The sequence below is a fragment of the Cellulomonas marina genome (genome assembly GCF_900111925.1).
Lineage (GTDB): Bacteria > Actinomycetota > Actinomycetes > Actinomycetales > Cellulomonadaceae > Cellulomonas > Cellulomonas marina.
Genome location: NZ_FOKA01000003.1, coordinates 69255 through 86827, shown reverse-complemented (window position 1 = coordinate 86827; position 17573 = coordinate 69255). Strand labels below are relative to the sequence as shown.

The window sequence follows — 17573 nt, the reverse complement described above, 5'->3', positions numbered from 1 at the left end:
ACCGATGGCCAAGCGCATCGACGTCAGCGACCTGAACATCTACTACGGCAGCTTCCTGGCCGTGGCCGACGTCTCCATGACGATCGAGCCCCGCACGGTCACGGCGCTCATCGGCCCGTCGGGCTGCGGCAAGTCGACCTTCCTGCGGACGCTCAACCGCATGCACGAGGTCATCCCCGGCGCCCGGGCCGAGGGCAAGGTCGTCATGGACGGCGTGGACATGTACGGCTCCGACGTCGACCCCGTCGCGGTCCGCCGGCACGTCGGCATGGTCTTCCAGCGCCCCAACCCGTTCCCGACGATGTCCATCGCCGAGAACGTGCTGGCCGGCGTGAGGCTGAACAACAAGCGCATCTCCAAGGGCGACGCGCAGGACCTCGTCGAGCAGTCCCTGCAGGGCGCCAACCTCTGGAACGAGGTCAAGGACCGCCTCGACCGGCCCGGGTCGGGCCTGTCGGGCGGCCAGCAGCAGCGCCTGTGCATCGCGCGCGCCATCGCGGTGAAGCCGCAGGTGCTCCTCATGGACGAGCCGTGCTCGGCGCTGGACCCCATCTCGACGCTCGCGATCGAGGATCTCATCGCCGAGCTCAAGGACGACTACACGATCGTCATCGTCACGCACAACATGCAGCAGGCCGCGCGCGTGAGCGACCGCACGGGGTTCTTCAACATCGCCGGCACCGGCAAGCCCGGTCGCCTCATCGAGATCGACGACACCTCGACGATCTTCTCCTCCCCGCACGAGCAGGCCACGGAGGACTACATCTCCGGCCGCTTCGGCTGACCGGCGCGCGCGGCCCCGGCCGTGCCCGCGATGCCACGGAGGCCCGCACCCCTCGGGGTGCGGGCCTCCGTCGCCGTGCGCGGGTGGGGGCCGGGTGGCCCGACCGGGCCGCCGGGCCGGGCCCGGAGGGGGCGCGTCAGCCCTCCTCCTCGCCCTCCTCGCCCTCCTCGTTCCCGGCGCCGGCGGAGCCGCTGGGGGCGGGCGTCGCGCTCGGGGAGACGGTGGAGCCGGGCGGGGTGGGGACGAGCGTGGCGTACTCCGGCAGCGTGCCGTCGAGCACGGGGACGCGGACCGTCTGCGACCCGCCCTCCGGCGTGGACATCGTGACGTCGACGAGGCCGCCCGGTGCCGCGGGCACCGTGTCGATGGCGATCCCCTCGTCGTCCTCCGTGCCGAGGTAGACGGCCTCGGCCGCCGCCAGGTCGAGGCTGTCGCTCTCGCCGCCCGGCAGCTCGAGGGACACGTCGACCGCGTCCGAGCTCTCGTTGGTGAACGCGCCGACGAGCACCCCCGGCTCGCCCTCCGCCGTCGTGAGGACCAGGAGGTTCTGGGCGTAGACGGTCCCGACGGTGACGCCGATGCCGTCCGAGGGGTCGTAGCTCACGTTGGTGGTGACGGGGTTCGTCGCCGTGCAGCCGGCCAGGGCGAGCACCGCGAACCCGGCGGCGGGCAGGGCCCGCGCCACCGTGCGTGCATCGGCGCGGGCCCCGGTGCGTGCCTCTGCACGGGGGCGCGCGGGGCGGCGCGACGGGCGCGCGGGCAGGGACGCGGGCAACGCGGTCACGGGTGCTCCTGGGGTCGTGTCTGGTCCTCGACGTGCGGCCCCGAGCCTATCGGTCGGGGGACGCGTGCGGCCCCCCGGGCGGTCCCGCCGCAGGTCCGGCCGCTGACCTGCGGATTCGCGCGCCACGGTGGTGTGACGCAGACCACGGGGACGGCCGTCGCGAAGGGGTCGCGTGCTAGACTCGGCCATTGCGAAAGGGGACACCTGCAGATGACTTTCACGGTTGGGGAGACTGTTGTCTACCCGCACCACGGGGCCGCACTCATCGAGGAGATCAAGACCCGGACCATCCGGGGCGAGGACAAGATCTACCTCAAGCTCAAGGTCGCGCAAGGCGACCTGACCATCGAGGTGCCGGCCGAGAACGTCGACCTCGTCGGCGTCCGCGACGTCGTCGGGCAAGAGGGGCTGGACCGGGTCTTCGAGGTCCTGCGCGCCCCCTACACCGAGGAGCCGACCAACTGGTCGCGCCGCTACAAGGCGAACCTCGAGAAGATCGCCTCGGGTGACGTCATCAAGGTGGCCGAGGTCGTCCGCGACCTCTCCCGCCGCGACGCCGACCGCGGCCTGTCCGCCGGGGAGAAGCGCATGCTCGCCCGCGCCCGGCAGATCCTCGTCTCGGAGCTCGCGCTGGCCGAGCACACCGAGGAGGACAAGGCCGAGGCCATCCTCGACGAGGTCCTGGCCTCCTGACGCACCGCGGCGGCCCGGACGGGTCCCGCCGCCTGCCCCGGAGACCACGTGTCCCCCCGCTCCGCCATGACGACCGCTGCCGTGCTGACCGCCGCCGGCAGCGGTCGTCGTCTGGGTGCCGCCGGCCCCAAGGCCCTCGTGCCGCTGGCGGGCGAGCCCCTGGTCCTCCACGCCGCCCGACGCCTCGCCGCGTCGGGCGTCGTCGTCTCCGTGGTCGTGACGGTGCCGCCGGGGGGCGAGGCGCCCTTCGCGTCGGTCCTGCCGGCCGAGCTGGACGGCGTGCCGGTGCGGCTGGTCGCCGGCGGCGCCTCGCGGCAGGCGTCGGTGGCGGCGGGGCTGGCCGTGCTCGGGCCCGACGTCGACGTCGTCCTCGTGCACGACGCGGCGCGCGCGCTCGCGGGTCCCGGCCTCGTGCGCGCGGTGGAGGCCGAGGTGCGCGCCGGTCGCGCCGCCGTCGTGCCGGGGCTGCCCGTGACGGACACGCTCAAGCGGGTCGGACGGCCGCAGGTGGCACCGGGCACGACGACGGTGCACGGGGCCGCCGGCGGTCCCGTACCCGGGCCGGCGGGCGCGCCCCCGGCGTGGCCCGTGCTGGCGACCGTCGACCGCGGCGAGCTGCGCGCGGTGCAGACCCCGCAGGGGTTCGACCGCGCGCTCCTCGACCGCGCGCACGCGGCGGCCGCGCACCTCGCGGGCGACGAGGCGACCGCCCTCACCGACGACGCCGGTCTCGTCGAGGCGCTGGGCGCCGAGGTCTGGGTGGTGCCCGGCGAGGAGCGGGCGATGAAGGTGACCACGGCGCACGACCTCGCGGTCGCGCGACTGCTGCTCGACGAGGGGGACCAGGGATGACCGACGTCGCAGGCGCGGGAGGGGTGCCCGACGAGGTGCCGGGCAGGATGGCGGCGGGGGTGCCGGCGGGGCTGCCGCGCACGGGGATCGGCGTGGACGTGCACGCCTACGACCCGGACCCCGCGCCCGGCGCCGTGCTGCACCTGGCCGGGCTGGCGTGGCCGGGGGAGCGACCGCTCGCCGGCCACTCCGACGCCGACGTGGCGGCGCACGCGGCGGCGGACGCCCTGCTGACGGCGGCGGGGATCGGTGACCTCGGCTCGGTCTTCGGCACCTCCGACCCGCGCTGGGCGGGGGCGGCGGGCACGACGCTGCTGGCGGAGGCGGCCCGGCAGGTCCGGGCGGCCGGCTACGCGGTCGGCAACGTCGTCGTGCAGGTGGTGGGCAACCGGCCGCGGCTGGGACCCCGGCGGGCGGAGGCGGAGGCGGCGCTGTCGGCGGCCGTCGGCGCGCCGGTCTCGGTCTCGGCGACGACGACCGACGGCCTCGGTCTCACCGGCAGGGGCGAGGGGGTGGCGGGGATCGCCACGGCCCTCGTCGTGCCCGTGGCGCCCGCCGGCACGGCGACCGCGGGCTGAGACCGCGCCGCATCGCGGGACGGCGCCGCGGACAGAGACGGCGGCACGGGCTGGGGCGGCGGCGCCGGTCGGGCGGTCGAGCCCAGCAGCACCCCGCCGACGACGAGAGCCGCCAGCGCGAGCTCGCCGCCGGCCGGCCGCTCGCCGAACCACCACCAGCTCGTGCCGATGCCGACCACCGGCACGAGCAGCGACCAGGGCGCGACGACGGACGACGGGTGCCGGGCCATGAGCGCCGTCCAGCGTCCGGTTCCCAGCAGCGTCGCGACCAGCACGGTGAACGCCAGCCCGGCCAGCGCCCACGCACCCGTCGCCGTGCCCAGCGTGGTGAAGGACCGCACGACGGCGTCCCGCCCGTCGACGACGAGCGCCAGCGCGAGCAGGGGCAGCACGGGGACCGTCGACATCCACAGCGTGAAGCGCACGGGGTCGGGGGCCTGCGCGCGGCGGCTGGCGAGGTTGCCCAGCGCCCAGCCCAGCCCGCCGCACAGGGTCAGCAGCACGGGGACGAGCCCGCCGGCACCGTGCGCGCCGGCGCGGAGCACCGCGATGCCCGTCAGGCCGAGCACGGCGACGGCGATGCCGACGGCCTGCCGTCGGGTGACGCGCTCGCGCAGCAGCAGCGCGCCGAGGACGACGGTGAACGGCGCGCTCGACTGCAGCACGAGCGACGCCAGGCCGGTCGGCATGCCGCCGTCCATCGCCAGGTACAGGAACGCGAACTGCAGCGTGCCGAACCCGAGCCCGTACCCGAGCAGCCACCGCAGGGGCACCTGCGGCCGCGGGACGAGGAGGACCGCCGGCACGGCCAGCACCGCGAACCGCAGCGACCCGGCCAGGAACGGCGGGAACTGCTCCAGGGTCAGGTGGATGGCGGGGAAGTTCACGCCCCAGCACAGGGCGACGAGCAGGGCGGTGAGGCGGTCACGGGGCGGCACGGGCGTCATCCTGCGCCGCGAGGAGCGTGCAGCACCATCACGAGGTGGTGAACGGATCGTGCAGCGTCGCTGCACGGTGACACGTCGCGCCGCTAGGGTGCGCGGCGTGGAGACCCGGCACCTGGAGGTCCTGCGGGCCGTGCGCGACCGCGGCGGGGTGACCGCCGCCGCGGCCGCCGTGCACCTGACGCCCTCGGCGGTGTCGCAGTCCCTGGCCGCGCTGCAGCGGTCCGTCGGCCCGACCCCGCTGACCGAGCGCCACGGCCGGGGCCTGCGGCTCACCCCGGCCGGGCACGCGCTGGCGGACGCGGGGGCGGACGTCCTGACGGCCCTGGCTCGCGCGCGGGCCGCCGTCGACGCCTTCGCCGAGCGGCCCACCGGCACCGTCCGCGTCGCCCTGTTCGCCTCCGCCGCGCAGATGCTCGCGCCGGGCCTGCTCACGCGGGCGGCGACGTGGCCGGGGGTGCGGGTCGAGCTGGCCGACGAGGACGTCAGCCAGGCGGCGTACCCCGCGCTGACGGCCGAGGCGGACGTCGTCGTGGCGCACCGGCCCGAGGACGGCGCAGCCTGGCCGGCCGGGCTCGTCGTCACCCCCCTGCTGCGGGAGCCGATGGACGTCGCGCTGCCCCTGGACCACCCCCTGGCCGGGCGCACGGCCCTGACGCCGGCCGATCTCGTGGACGAGGCGTGGGTGGCCGTGCAGGAGGGCTTCCCGGTGGCCGGGGTGCTGGCGGCGGTGGAGGCCGCGGCCGGGGCGCCGGTGCGCGTGGTGCAGCGGTCCAACGACTTCCACGTGGTCGAGGCCCTCGTCGCCGCCGGGCACGGCGTCTCCCTGCTGCCGCGGTACACCTCCGGGCTGGCCGCGGCGGGCCGGTTCGCCCTCGTGCCGCTCGTCGGGGTGCGTGCCGCGCGCCGGGTCGACGCGCTGCAGCGGCCGGACCGCGCCCAGCGCCGCGTGGTCGCCCTCGTGCTGGCGGCGCTCGTCGAGACGGCCCGGGGCGTGGACGTCGGTAGCCTGGGGCGGTGACCCTCCACCTCTTCGACTCCGCCACGCGCAGCGTGCGGCCGTTCGAACCCGTCGTGCCGGGACAGGTGGGCGTCTACCTCTGCGGCGCGACCGTGCAGGCGCCGCCCCACGTGGGGCACGTGCGCTCGGCGGTCGCGTTCGACGTGCTCGTGCGCTGGCTGCGCCGCTCCGGCTACCGCGTGACCCTCGTCCGCAACGTCACGGACGTCGACGACAAGATCCTGGCCCGCTCGGCCGCCGCGGGGGAGCCGTGGTGGGCGTGGGCGCTGACGAACGAGCGCGCCTTCACGCGCGCGTACGACGCGCTCGGCGTCCTGCCGCCGACGTACGAGCCGCGGGCCACCGGGCACGTGCCCGACATGGTGGCGCTCATGCAGCGGCTGGTCGAGGGCGGGCACGCCTACGCCACCGCGCCGGGCGACGTGTGGTTCGACGTGCGCTCCTGGCCCGCCTACGGGGAGCTGACGCACCAGCGGCTGGAGGACATGGTCCCCTCGCCCGACGACGAAGGCCCGGCGGCGGGGGAGCCGGCTCCCGACGACGAGCCGCTCGACGAGCGCGCGACGCCCGGCAAGCGCGACCCGCACGACTTCGCGCTGTGGAAGTCGCCGCGCCCGGGCGAGCCGGCGACGGCGGCGTGGGACACCCCGTTCGGCCGGGGGCGGCCGGGCTGGCACCTCGAGTGCTCCGCCATGGCGCACCGCTACCTCGGGGAGACGTTCGACATCCACGGCGGCGGCCTCGACCTGCGCTTCCCGCACCACGAGAACGAGCAGGCGCAGAGCCGGGCGGCCGGCTTCGGGTTCGCGCGGTACTGGGTGCACAACGGCTGGGTCACGCAGGGCGGCGCGAAGATGAGCAAGTCCCTGGGCAACGGGCTGCTCGTCGACGCCGTGCTGCGGACGACCCCCGCGCCGGTGGTCCGACTGGCGCTGACGGCGGTGCAGCTGCGGTCCATGCTCGAGTGGACCGACGACATCCTGCGCGAGGCCGGGGCGACGTGGGAGCGGCTCGCCGGGTTCGTCGCGCGGGCCACGGAGGCGGTCGGGGCGGTGGACGACGACGAGGTGCTGCTCGCCGCGCTGCCGGAGGCCTTCACCGCCGCGATGGACGACGACCTCAACGTGCCCGCCGCGCTGGCGGTGGTGCACGAGCACCTCAAGGCCGGCAACACCGCGCTCGCGGCCGGCGACGCCGCGGCCACGCGCACCGCCGTCGTCGCCGTGCGCGGCATGCTCGACGTGCTCGGCCTGGACCCGGCGTCCCCGCAGTGGGCCGCCGGCCGGGGCGCGGGCGACGACCGGGCCGCCCGCGCGCTGGACGCGGTCGTCGGCGCCGAGCTCGAGGCGCGCGCCCAGGCGCGCGCCGCCCGGGACTGGGCCACCGCGGACGCGATCCGCGACCGCCTCACCGCCGCCGGCATCGCGGTGGAGGACTCACCGGCCGGCGCCCGCTGGAGCCTCGCGGCCCCGGCCGGCGCCGCCGAGACCACGACGACGGAGGACTGATGGCCGGCAACTCCCAGCGGCGCGGGGCCACCCGCAAGGCGGGCTCGAAGAAGGGCGCCACGACGGGCACCGGCGGCAAGAACCGCCGGTCCCTCGAGGGGCGCGGCCCCACGCCGAAGGCGGAGGACCGCGTCTACCACGTGGCGCACCAGCGCAAGGTGGCCGCCGAGCGCGCCGCCGCGGCGGGCGCGCGGCCGGGTGCGGGTGCCGGCGGCGCGCGTGTGGCCGGCGGCCGTGCAGGCGGCCGTGCGGGCGGCGGCAAGGCCCGGGGGTCGGCGCGCGGCGCGGGGGCGACGGAGACCATCTCCGGTCGCAACTCCGTGCTCGAGGCGCTGCGCGCGGGCATCCCCGTGACCACGGTGTACCTCGCCGCCAAGCTCGAGGCCGACGACCGCACCCGCGAGATCATCGCCATCGCGGCGGACTCCGGCCGTCCGCTGCTCGAGGTGTCGCGCACGGAGCTCGACCGGCTCACCGATGGCTCGGTGCACCAGGGCGTGGCGCTCGTCGTGCCGCCCTACGACTACGCCGACGTCGACGACCTGCTCGACGCCGCCGAGGCCTCGGGCCGGCCGCCCCTGCTCGTCGCCCTCGACCAGGTCACGGACCCGCGCAACCTCGGTGCGGTGCTGCGGTCGGCCGGCGCCTTCGGGGCCCACGGCGTGCTCGTGCCCGAGCGGCGCGCGGCCGGCGTGACGGCCGCGGCGTGGAAGGTGTCGGCGGGGGCCGCCGCGCGCGTGCCCGTGGCCCGCGTGACCAACCTCGCGCGGACCCTGCAGGACTACCGCAGCGCGGGGCTGTTCGTCGTCGGGCTCGACGCCGGCGGCGACACGGAGCTGGCGGAGATGCCCTACGCGGGGGACCCCGTCGTGCTCGTCGTCGGGTCGGAGGGCAAGGGCCTGAGCCGGCTCGTGCGGGCGCAGTGCGACGTGGTCGCCTCCATCCCGATCGCGTCCGCGGTCGAGTCGCTCAACGCCGGGGTCGCCGCGGGCATCGCGCTGTACGAGGTGGCCCGCCAGCGCGGGCCGGTCCCCGCGTGAGCCCCGAGCCGGGCTGGGTCCGGCACGCGGTCCTCTACCACCTGTACCCGCTGGGCTTCCTCGGCGCGGAGCGGACGGCCGACGAGGTCCCCGAGGGCGAGGTGCGTCACCGGCTGTCCGCGCTCGAGCCGTGGCTCGACCACGCCGTGTCGCTCGGGGCGTCCGGGATCCTCCTCGGGCCGGTGTTCGCCTCACGCACGCACGGGTACGACACGACGGACCACCTCGCCGTCGACCGGCGGCTCGGCGACGAGGCGGACCTCGTCGCGCTGTTCGCCGCCGCGCACGCCCGGGGCCTGCGGGTCGTGCTCGACGGCGTCTTCAACCACGTCGGCGAGGACTTCGGCGAGTACCGGCAGGCCCTCGCGGAGGGCCCGTCGTCGCCGGCCGCCCGCTGGTTCCGGCTGCGCTGGCCGGACCCGTCCGCCGCGGACGGTGGCGGCCACCCCGCCCACGACGACTTCGAGGGGCACGGCGCGCTCGTCGCCCTCGCGCACGACGAGCCCGCCGTCGCGGCGCACGTCGAGCACGTCATGCGGTACTGGCTCGAGCGAGGCGCCGACGGGTGGCGCCTGGACGCCGCCTACGCCGTGCCGCCGGCGTTCTGGGCGCCGGTGCTGACCGCGGTCCGGGCGGCCCACCCCGACGTCTACGTCGTGGGCGAGGTGATCCACGGCGACTACGCGGGGATCGTCGCGGCCTCCGGGATGGACGCCGTCACGCAGTACGAGCTGTGGAAGGCGACCTGGAGCTCGCTCGAGGACGGCAACGCGTGGGAGCTCGCGCACGCGCTGCGCCGGCACGCGGAGTTCACCGAGGCGTTCGTCCCGCTGACCTTCGTCGGGAACCACGACGTCACCCGCATCGCCAGCCGCCTGAGCGACCCGCGCCACCTGGACCACGCGCTCGCGCTCCTGCTGACCGTGCCCGGCACGCCGTGCGTCTACGCCGGCGACGAGCACGGGTTCACCGGTGTGAAGGAGGACCGCGCGGGCGGCGACGACGCGGTCCGGCCGGCGTTCCCCGCCACGCCGTCGGAGCTCAGCCCCGTGGGCCTGCCCGTGCTGCACCGCCACCAGGAGCTCGTCGGTCTCCGGCGGCGCCACCCGTGGCTGCACGACGCGGAGCTGTCGGTACGGCACGTGTCCAACCCGCTGCTCGTCGTCGCGCTCGCGCCGCGGGCGGGGGCGCCGGACGCCGGGCCCGACGAGGGCGTCCTGCTCGTGCTGAGCACCGACGACGCCGAGGTGCGCTGGGGCCTGCCGGCCGACCTGCCGGGAGCCCTCGCCGCCGGGCCGGCCGCGCTCGCCGCCGGGACCGGGTCGCTCGCCGACGGCGGCCGCACGGTCGTGCTGCCGCCGCACGGCTGGGCGGTGCTGACGCACCCGTGACCACCCCCGCGGGCGCCGCACGCGCCGTCCCGGGGCAGGCGTGGCTCGTCTGGGGCGTCGGCCTGCTCGTCTACGGGCTGGCGGTGACGAGCCGCACGTCGCTGTCGGCGGCCGGGATCGAGGCGTCGGACCGGTTCGGCGTCTCCGCCGGCACCCTGTCGCTGTTCGCGGTGCTGCAGCTCGCGGTCTACGGCGCCCTGCAGGTGCCGGTGGGGGTGCTGCTCGACCGGTTCGGGACCCGGCGGGTGCTGCTCGTCGGCGTGGTCACCATGGCCGTGGGGCAGGTGGTGCTGGCCACCGCGACCGCCGTCCCGGCCGCCATCGCGGCGCGCGCGCTGGTGGGGGCGGGCGACGCGACGGTGTTCGTGGCCGTCCTGCGCCTCGTCGTCGCCTGGTTCCCGGTGCACCGGACGGCGCTCATGGTGCAGGTGACCGGCATCGTCGGGCAGCTGGGGCAGGTCGTCAGCGTCGTGCCGCTGCGCGCGGTGCTCGACGAGGCCGGCTGGGAGCCCGCCTTCCTCGGGCTCGGGGCGGCGCTGGCGCTGGGGGCGCTGCTCGTCGCCCTGGCCGTGCGCGAGGGGCCGCGAAGCGTGGCCGCGGCCGCCGCCACCGACCCGGGCGGGCACGTGCGGGGCCGGCTCGCCGCGGCCTGGTCGCACCCGGGGACGCGGCTGGGCCTGTGGACGCACGCCGTGGCGCCCTTCCCGGCGCACACGTTCGCCCTGCTGTGGGGCTTCCCGTACCTGACGGCGGGGGAGGGCCTGACGGACGGGGCCGCGCAGGGGCTGCTCGTCCTGTTCGTGCTGGCCGGGATCGTGGCCGGGCTGCTCATCGGCCGGTTCACGGGGCGGCACCCGCTGCGGCGGTCGTGGGCGGTGCTCGCGGTGGTCGCGGTCCAGGCGGCCGCCTGGACGACGGTGCTGCTGCGGCCGGGGCCGGCGCCGTCCTGGCTGCTCGTCGTCCTCGTGCTGGCGCTCGCCTCCGGCGGGCCGGGGTCGCTCGTCGGGCTGGACTACGCGCGCTCGTTCAACCCGCCCGAGCGGATCAGCAGCGCCCAGGGCATCGTCAACAGCGGCGGGTTCGTGTCGGCGCTCGTGGCGCTGGCGCTGGTCGGGGTCGCGCTGGACCTGCAGGGCGCGGGGACGCCCGACACCTACACGCTGGACGCGTTCCGCTGGGCGATGGCGGTGCAGTACCCGATGTGGGCGGTCGGGGTGGTGGCGCTCCTGCGCGCCCGACGACGCACGCGCGCGCTGCTGGCGGAGCAGGGGACGGTGGTGCCGCCGCTGCGGCAGGCGCTGCGACGGGGGCGGGGCTAGCACCCTGGCAGCCGCCTGGACGCCGGCTGTACGGTGCGCGCGTCCGAGCGCCCCTGGCGTGCCGGGGACGCTGCTGCTACCGCACGGGAGACCCGCGATGACGCGCACCACCCGCCGGTCGGCGCTGCCGACCGCCCGCACCAGCACCCGCACCAGCACCGGCACCAGCACCAGCACTCGCACGAGCACCCGCACCAGGACCAGCACCCGCACCCGCACCCTGGCCGCCGCGATCGGCACCTGCGCCGCGCTCGCGCTCGGCGGGTCGCTCGCCCTGCCCGCCGTGGCCGCACCGCCGACGGCCGCCCCCGACGTCGAGGCCCAGGGCCTGCTCAGCCCCCTGTCCCTCGCGGTCCGCCCCAACGGCACGGTGCTCGTGTCGCAGAACTTCGCCGGCCTGATGTCCTCGGTGAAGACGCAGGGTGCCGCCGCCGGCACGGTCACGCGCGTCGGCACCCAGCTCGAGCCGGGCGCGGAGCTGGGCGCGCTCTCCGTCACGCCGTCCGGCCGCGTCACGTACGCCGAGAGTCGGGAGACCTCGGCCGTGGTCAAGGAGCGCAACGTCTGGGGCGGGACGAAGACGGTGGCGGACACCTGGGCGGCCGAGGTCGCCTTCGACCCCGACGGCGACACCGAGTACGGCCTGCTCGAGGTCGACGAGGCGTGCGCGGCGCAGGTGCCCGCCGAGGTGGGCGGCGCCACCTACACCGGGGAGACGTACTCGCACCCGTACGCCACGACGACCGTCCGCGACGTGCTCTACGTCGCCGACGCGGGCGCGAACACGATCTGGAAGGTGCAGGGCGGCCAGGTCACGCCGCTCGCCGCGCTGCCCCCGCAGCCCGCGGTCCTGCCCGACGAGGCCTACGCCGCCTTCGGCTTCCCGAGCTGCGCCTTCGGCACGCCGTACTCCTTCGAGGCGGTGCCCACGGACGTCGAGCTCGGCCCGGACGGCTGGCTCTACGTGTCGACGCTGCCCGGCGGTCCCGAGGACCCGAGCCTCGGTGCCCGCGGGTCCGTGTGGCGGGTGCACCCGGCGACGGGTGAGCTGCGGCTGGTGGCGACCGGCTTCGCCGGGGCGACGAACCTCGCCGTGTCGGGCTCCGGGGACGTCTACGTGGCCGAGCTGTTCGGCGGACGCGTCTCGGTGGTGGCTCGCGGGACGAGCACCCCGACGACCGCCGTCGAGGTGCCGTTCCCCGGGGCCGTCGAGGTCGTCGGGAAGGACCTGTGGGTCACGACCGACGTGCTGAGCGGCCTCCAGCCGGGCTCCACGCCGGCCGGTTCCGTCGTGCGCGTGCCGCTGGGCTGAGCCCGTCGCGGGGGTGGTGTGCCGCCGTGCACGCCACCCCCGCTGCGGCCACCCGCGTCAGCCGATGAGCATGTCCCCGTCGACCTCGTCGGGGTGCACACGGGGCATCGAGCCCGTCTCCGTCTCGCGCAGGTCCTCGGCGCTGACGCCGAGGACGGCCTGCTCGTCGGGCCGGGTGGGCAGGACGGTCTTCACGTAGCTCTTGACGACCTCCTTCATGGGCACGTCCCGGTTCTGCTGCTGGGACAGGAACCACCGGTGGTCGAGCAGCTCGTGGTAGACCTGCGCCGGCTCGAGCTTCTTGCGGAACTCCCGCGGGACCTTCCGCACGGCCGGCTCGAAGACGTCCGTGAGCCAGTCGTGGGCGACGAAGGACTCGTCCTCCATCTGCCGGTCCGTCGCGGCGCGGTACTCGTCGAGGTCGTTGAGCAGCCGCCGCGCCTGGTTCTCCTGCACGTCCAGGCCGGTCAGGCGCATGAGGCGCCGGGAGTGGTGGCCGGCGTCGACGACCTTGGGCTGGATGCGCACGGTCGTGCCGTCGATGTCGGTGGTGATGTCGAGCTCGCCGACGTCGAAGCCCAGGTCGTTGAGGCGGTCGATGCGCTGCTGCACGCGCCACCGGTCGCCGTAGGAGAACGACTCGCGCTCGGTGAGGGCGCGCCACAGCTCCTGGTAGCGCACGACGATGGCGTCGCCGATCTCCACCGCGTCGACGTCCTCCGACAGGAACGCGCCCGCCTGCAGGTCCATGAGCTCGCCGATGATGTTCACGCGGGCGACCTCGAGGTCGTAGGACCGCTGCCCGGGCGAGAGCTTGTCGTGCAGGTCGCCCGTCTCGGCGTCGACGAGGTACGCCGCGAACGTCTCCGCGTCCCGGCGGAACAGCGTGTTCGACAGCGAGACGTCGCCCCAGTAGAAGCCGACGAGGTGCAGCCGCACGAGCAGCACCGCGAGGGCGTCGATGAGGCGGGTCGCGGTGTCCGGCTGCAGCGACTGGCTGAACAGCGCGCGGTACGGCAGGGAGAAGCTGAGGTGGCGGGTCAGCAGGCACGCCTCGAGCGGCTCACCGTCGGGCGCGTGGCGACCGGTGACGACGCCGAGCGGCTCGACGCCGGGGATCTCGAGCTTGCGGAGCTGGCGCAGGAGCTCGTACTCCCGGTAGGCGACGGTCTCGCCGATCTCCTTGATGGCGACGACGCCGCCGGACAGCCGCGCGAACCGCACGATGTGCCGCGAGATGCCGCGGGGCAGCGCGGCCAGCACCTCGGACGGCCACTGCTCGAGCGGCACGTGCCAGGGCAGGTCGAGGAGCGCGGGGTCGGTGGTCGCCGCGGTGATCTGCAGGCGCGGGGGCGTGGGGCTCATGACGTCCTCGGGTCGGGCGGGGGTGGCACCAGCGTCCCACGCCGTGGGTGGGCGCGCGGGGACGACGGAGGGGCGGGACCGGCGACCCGGTCCCGCCCCTCCGCACACGCTGACGTCAGGCGCTGATGCGCTCGCCGCTGCCCGCGTGGAACAGGTGCTGCTCGCCCGGGCGGATGCGGACGTGGATCGTCTCGCCCTTGCCGGGGACCTGGCGCGGGTCGACGCGCACGATGACCTGCGAGTCGCCGGCGCCGGAGCGCACCTCGCCCGCGACGCCCCGGCCGAGGCTGCCGTAGACGAACGCGTCGGAGCCGAGCTCCTCGACGATGTTGACGACGACCGGGATGGCGTCCGCCGTGCCCTGCGGCACGACGTCGAGCGCCTCGGGACGGAAGCCGACGGTGATCTGGCCCTTGTCCTCCGAGGAGATCGCCGAGACCGCCTCGCGCGGGAGCACGACGTGCGCCTGCCCGAGGTCCGCCGCGTCGCCCTGGACCGGGAACGTGCCGATGTTCATGGCCGGGGAGCCGATGAAGCCGGCGACGAACACGTTGGCCGGGGTGTCGTACATGTCGCGCGGGGTGCCGACCTGCTGCAGCAGGCCGTCCTTGAGGACCGCGATGCGGTCGCCCATGGTGAGGGCCTCGGTCTGGTCGTGCGTGACGTAGACCGTCGTGACGCCGAGGCGGCGCTGCAGCGAGGCGATCTGCGTGCGCGTCTGGACGCGGAGCTTGGCGTCGAGGTTCGACAGCGGCTCGTCCATGAGGAACACCTGGGGCTGACGCACGATGGCGCGGCCCATGGCGACACGCTGGCGCTGACCGCCGGAGAGCGCCTTCGGCTTGCGGTCGAGGTACTGCGTGAGGTCGAGGATCTTGGCGGCCTCCTCGACGCGGGTGCGGATCTCCGCCTTCGGCGTGCCGGCGATCTTCAGGGCGAAGCCCATGTTGTCGGCGACCGTCATGTGCGGGTACAGCGCGTAGTTCTGGAACACCATCGCGATGTCCCGGTCCTTCGGCTGGACGTCCGTGACGTCGCGGTCGCCGATGAGGATGCGGCCGGCGTTGACGTCCTCGAGGCCCGCGAGCATGCGCAGGGAGGTCGACTTGCCGCAGCCCGAGGGGCCGACGAGGACGAGGAACTCGCCGTCCTCGATGTGCAGGTTGAGCGCGTCGACCGCGGGGCGCTCCGAGCCCGGGTAGAGCCGGGTCGCGTGGTCGTAGGTGACCGTAGCCATGACTGGTACATCCCTCCACCGGCAGGTACGTGCCGGACGATCCGTCGTGAAGAGTGTCAGCGTGTCTGCTCTGACACCGACCGCGGCCAGGGAGCCGCGGACGTGGCGCCATCATGGCACACGAGCGGGTGAGACGGACAACATGCGCGGCGAGCGCTTTCCGCAGCCCGTCGCCGACGTGCACCGTGCCCGCTCCTGACCGGCCGGTTCCACGCCGACCCGGAAGGGGCGGGCGTCAGGCGCCGAGCGCGTCGGCCAGCGCGGTGAGGGCCGTCGCGACGGCCTCGGGGTCGGCGAGCCGGTGAGCGGCGACGGTGCTGCCCGGGCCGACCTTGACGGTGAGCCCGCGCACCTCGTCGGCGGCCCCGGCGAGCGCCCGGAACGCGTTCTCGTCCGTGACGTCGTCGCCGGCGTAAACGGCGGCGCGGGCGCCCAGCTCGCGCACCAGGGCGAGGACGGCCTTCCCCTTGTCCGCGTCGAGCACGCTCATCTCCACGACGTCCTTGCCGTGCAGCACGTGCACGCCGAGCCGCGCCCCGAGGTCGAGCGCCTCGCCCTCGGCCACGGCCGCCACCTCGCGCGGGGCCAGGCGCGTGTGCACGACGACGGCCGCCGGCTTCGTCTCCACCCACACCCCGTCGCGGCCGCGCGCGACGGCGGCCGCCTGCGCCCCGAGGTCGGCCAGCGCGTCCTGCTGCACGTCGGTGAGGCGCACGACGGCCCGGTCGAGGCCGAAGGACGTCGTCCGGGCGCGCTCGGAGCCGTGGCTCCCGACGAGCACCGTCCCGACCGGCACCTCCGCGAGGGCCTGCAGGTCGGCCATCGCCCGGCCGCTGACCAGCGCGAGGTGCACGCCGCGCACCTGCCCGAGCCGCGCGAGGGCGGCCACGGAGGCCGGGAGCGCGCGCGACGCCGACGGGTCGTCCTGCAGGGGGGCCAGGACGCCGTCGAAGTCGAGCGCCACCAGAAGCGGGCGCGCGTCGGCGTCGCCCGCGAGCGCCGTCAGGGCCGCGACCGCGGCGGCGTCGGCCGTGGCTCCGGTTGACGGGCCCGTCGTCGTGCCCGTCGTCACGCCCGTCGTCGTCCCCGTCTCAGCCACGTCCCACCACCAGGTCCCGTCCCTCCGTCGCCCCCGGGTCGGGCAGCGCCCGGCCCGGCGCCGCGGGCTCGGCCTGCAGGGCGCCGAGGAACTGCTCCGACCACGCCGTCACGTCGTGCTCCAGCACTCGACGGCGCAGGCGGCGCATGCGGGTGCGCGCCTGCCGCGGCTCCATCGTCGCCGCCCGCACGATGGCGTCCTTGAGGCCGTCGATGTCGTGCGGGTTGATGAGCACGGCGCCGGCCAGCTCGTCGGCCGCACCCGTGAACTCCGAGAGCACGAGCGTGCCCCGCTCGTCGTTGCGCGCCGCCACGTACTCCTTGGCGACGAGGTTCATGCCGTCGCGCAGGGCCGTGACGAGCATGACGTCCGCCGCGAGGTAGAGCGCCGCCATCTCGGCCATGGGGAAGGACTGGTGCAGGTACTGGATCGGCGTGTGGCCGACGGCGCCGTGGTCGCCGTTGATGCGCCCGACGAGCAGCTCCACCTCGTCGCGCAGCTGCTGGTACGCCTCGACGTTCTCGCGGCTGGGGCTGGCCACCTGCACGAGGCGCACGTCCTGCGGGTCGAGGGTGCCGTCCTCGAGGACCTCGCCGAAGGCCTTGATGCGGTGGATGATCCCCTTGGTGTAGTCGAGCCGGTCGACGCCGAGCAGGAGCACCTTCGGGTCGCCCAGGTCGTGGCGGATCTCCCGCGCCCGCTGCTGCACCTCGGGCGTGCGGGCCAGCTCGTCGAACGCGCCGCTGTCGATGGAGATGGGGAACGCCGAGGCGCGCACCTGGCGGTCCACCGCCCCCGGCCGCGGCACCGTGATGACCTGACCGCGTGTCGGCAGGTCCGTGTACCGGCGCACCACCCGCACGAAGTTGCTCGCGTCGCCGGCGCGCTGGAAGCCGATGAGGTCCGCGCCGAGCAGGCCGTCGACGACCTGCCGCCGCCACGGCAGCTGCGCGAAGATCTCCAGCGGCGGGAACGGGATGTGGTGGAAGTACCCGATCCGCAGGTCGGGGCGCTGCTCGCGGAGCATCGCCGGGACGAGCTGGAGCTGGTAGTCCTGCACCCACACCGTCGCACCCGGCGCGGCCTGCTCGGCGGCGGCCGCCGCGAAGCGCCGGTTCACCGTCACGTAGGAGTCCCACCAGTTGCGGTGGAACGCGGGCGGCGCGATGACGTCGTGGTAGAGCGGCCACAACGTGTCGTTGGAGAAGCCCTCGTAGAACGTGGCGACGTCGTCGGCGCTCAGCGCGACCGGGACCAGCCGGGTCCCGTCGACGTCGAAGGGGTCCAGCGCCAGGTCCGGGGACCCGCCCCAGCCCACCCAGGCGCCGTCGGCCTTGGCCATGACGGGGGACAGGGCCGTGACGAGCCCGCCCGGGGACCGCGTCCAGCTCGGCTCGCCGTCCTCGCCGAGCGTGACGTCGACGGGCAGGCGGTTGGCGACGACGACGAGCTCGTAGCCGTCCCCGGGGGCCAGGTCGGCCGTGCTGCCGTCGGGGCCGTCGGTCGTGCCGTCGGTGCGGTTCTCGGCGGTGCGGTCGTCGGCGGTGCGGTCGTCGGCGGTGCGGTCGTCGGCGGTGCGGTCGTCGGGGGTGCCGGCTGCGGGCACGAGGACACCTCCTGGGAGTGGTCGTGCAGAGGGCCGCGAG

Annotated in this window: 15 protein-coding genes and 1 pseudogene; 10 read left to right on the top strand and 6 right to left on the bottom strand. The window is 75.7% G+C overall.

Going from position 1 to position 17573, the window contains the following annotated elements:
- Window positions 1–4 precede the first annotated feature (4 nt).
- Window positions 5–784 (top strand): phosphate ABC transporter ATP-binding protein PstB, encoded by a 780-nt coding sequence (gene pstB, locus BM048_RS04460; RefSeq protein ID WP_090031066.1) that lies wholly within the window; start codon window positions 5–7, stop codon window positions 782–784.
- 136 nt (window positions 785–920) lie between these two features.
- Here the strand turns inward: pstB and BM048_RS04455 are convergent, their stop codons facing one another.
- Entirely contained in the window at window positions 921–1469 is a 549-nt protein-coding gene (locus tag BM048_RS04455; RefSeq protein WP_090031286.1) for a hypothetical protein, read from the bottom strand.
- Between the two features lie 309 nt (window positions 1470–1778).
- Between BM048_RS04455 and BM048_RS04450 the strand changes: the two genes are divergently transcribed.
- The 3 genes from BM048_RS04450 to ispF all read left to right on the top strand — a co-directional run bounded on the left by BM048_RS04450 (window position 1779) and on the right by ispF (window position 3691).
- Window positions 1779–2261 carry a CarD family transcriptional regulator gene (locus tag BM048_RS04450; RefSeq protein WP_090031065.1) on the top strand — a complete coding sequence of 161 codons (483 nt, stop codon included), beginning with the start codon at window positions 1779–1781 and terminating at the stop codon, window positions 2259–2261.
- 66 nt (window positions 2262–2327) lie between these two features.
- Window positions 2328–3113 (top strand): IspD/TarI family cytidylyltransferase, encoded by a 786-nt coding sequence (locus BM048_RS04445; protein ID WP_090031064.1) that lies wholly within the window; start codon window positions 2328–2330, stop codon window positions 3111–3113.
- A 47-nt stretch (window positions 3114–3160) separates the two neighbouring features.
- The gene (gene ispF / locus BM048_RS04440) at window positions 3161–3691 is read left to right on the top strand and encodes a 2-C-methyl-D-erythritol 2,4-cyclodiphosphate synthase (RefSeq protein ID WP_090031284.1); all 531 of its coding nucleotides are present in this window, start codon (window positions 3161–3163) and stop codon (window positions 3689–3691) included.
- 143 nt (window positions 3692–3834) lie between these two features.
- On the opposite strand, the pseudogene BM048_RS04435 reads toward ispF, so the two are convergent.
- A pseudogene (locus tag BM048_RS04435) lies at window positions 3835–4638 on the bottom strand (EamA family transporter); the annotation flags it as partial.
- 97 nt (window positions 4639–4735) lie between these two features.
- On the opposite strand from BM048_RS04435, the gene BM048_RS04430 reads away from it, so the two are divergent.
- The 6 genes from BM048_RS04430 to BM048_RS04405 all read left to right on the top strand — a co-directional run bounded on the left by BM048_RS04430 (window position 4736) and on the right by BM048_RS04405 (window position 12226).
- Window positions 4736–5656, top strand: coding sequence for a LysR family transcriptional regulator (locus tag BM048_RS04430; RefSeq protein ID WP_175499267.1), 921 nt, complete (start codon window positions 4736–4738; stop codon window positions 5654–5656).
- Window positions 5653–7164: a cysteine--tRNA ligase gene (gene cysS / locus BM048_RS04425; RefSeq protein WP_090031062.1), complete on the top strand. Its 1512-nt coding sequence runs from the start codon at window positions 5653–5655 to the stop codon at window positions 7162–7164. Before BM048_RS04430 ends, cysS begins: the two co-directional genes overlap by 4 nt.
- A complete protein-coding gene (gene rlmB, locus BM048_RS04420) occupies window positions 7164–8204 on the top strand; it encodes a 23S rRNA (guanosine(2251)-2'-O)-methyltransferase RlmB (RefSeq protein ID WP_090031061.1) in 1041 nt (346 codons plus the stop codon). Before cysS ends, rlmB begins: the two co-directional genes overlap by 1 nt.
- Window positions 8201–9595, top strand: a complete 1395-nt coding sequence (locus tag BM048_RS04415) for an alpha-amylase family glycosyl hydrolase (RefSeq protein WP_090031060.1) — start codon at window positions 8201–8203, stop codon at window positions 9593–9595. Before rlmB ends, BM048_RS04415 begins: the two co-directional genes overlap by 4 nt.
- Window positions 9592–10914 carry an MFS transporter gene (locus BM048_RS04410; protein ID WP_090031059.1) on the top strand — a complete coding sequence of 441 codons (1323 nt, stop codon included), beginning with the start codon at window positions 9592–9594 and terminating at the stop codon, window positions 10912–10914. The genes BM048_RS04415 and BM048_RS04410 overlap by 4 nt, the downstream gene beginning before the upstream one ends.
- Window positions 10915–11011: 97 nt before the next feature.
- A complete protein-coding gene (locus tag BM048_RS04405; RefSeq protein ID WP_090031058.1) occupies window positions 11012–12226 on the top strand; it encodes a ScyD/ScyE family protein in 1215 nt (404 codons plus the stop codon).
- A gap of 57 nt (window positions 12227–12283) precedes the next feature.
- Here the strand turns inward: BM048_RS04405 and BM048_RS04400 are convergent, their stop codons facing one another.
- From BM048_RS04400 to BM048_RS04385, 4 genes are all read right to left on the bottom strand, one after another.
- The gene (locus tag BM048_RS04400) at window positions 12284–13591 is read right to left on the bottom strand and encodes a DUF4032 domain-containing protein (protein WP_090031057.1); all 1308 of its coding nucleotides are present in this window, start codon (window positions 13589–13591) and stop codon (window positions 12284–12286) included.
- 115 nt (window positions 13592–13706) lie between these two features.
- Window positions 13707–14828, bottom strand: coding sequence for an ABC transporter ATP-binding protein (locus tag BM048_RS04395; RefSeq protein ID WP_090031056.1), 1122 nt, complete (start codon window positions 14826–14828; stop codon window positions 13707–13709).
- 235 nt (window positions 14829–15063) lie between these two features.
- Window positions 15064–15927 carry a trehalose-phosphatase gene (otsB, locus tag BM048_RS04390; RefSeq protein WP_239078601.1) on the bottom strand — a complete coding sequence of 288 codons (864 nt, stop codon included), beginning with the start codon at window positions 15925–15927 and terminating at the stop codon, window positions 15064–15066.
- Window positions 15920–17401 carry an alpha,alpha-trehalose-phosphate synthase (UDP-forming) gene (locus tag BM048_RS04385; protein WP_090031283.1) on the bottom strand — a complete coding sequence of 494 codons (1482 nt, stop codon included), beginning with the start codon at window positions 17399–17401 and terminating at the stop codon, window positions 15920–15922. Before BM048_RS04385 ends, otsB begins: the two co-directional genes overlap by 8 nt.
- Between the last annotated feature and the right edge of the window lie 172 nt (window positions 17402–17573).

Bases quoted from the DNA above. Each gene is read 5' to 3' on its own strand.
- BM048_RS04445 (WP_090031064.1), top strand. From the start codon at position 2,328: ATGACGACCGCTGCCGTGCTGACCGCCGCCGGCAGCGGTCGTCGTCTG.
- ispF (WP_090031284.1), top strand. From the start codon at position 3,161: ATGGCGGCGGGGGTGCCGGCGGGGCTGCCGCGCACGGGGATCGGCGTG.
- pstB (WP_090031066.1), top strand. From the start codon at position 5: ATGGCCAAGCGCATCGACGTCAGCGACCTGAACATCTACTACGGCAGC.
- BM048_RS04405 (WP_090031058.1), top strand. From the start codon at position 11,012: ATGACGCGCACCACCCGCCGGTCGGCGCTGCCGACCGCCCGCACCAGC.
- BM048_RS04395 (WP_090031056.1), bottom strand. From the start codon at position 14,828: ATGGCTACGGTCACCTACGACCACGCGACCCGGCTCTACCCGGGCTCG.
- rlmB (WP_090031061.1), top strand. From the start codon at position 7,164: ATGGCCGGCAACTCCCAGCGGCGCGGGGCCACCCGCAAGGCGGGCTCG.
- BM048_RS04450 (WP_090031065.1), top strand. From the start codon at position 1,779: ATGACTTTCACGGTTGGGGAGACTGTTGTCTACCCGCACCACGGGGCC.
- BM048_RS04400 (WP_090031057.1), bottom strand. From the start codon at position 13,591: ATGAGCCCCACGCCCCCGCGCCTGCAGATCACCGCGGCGACCACCGAC.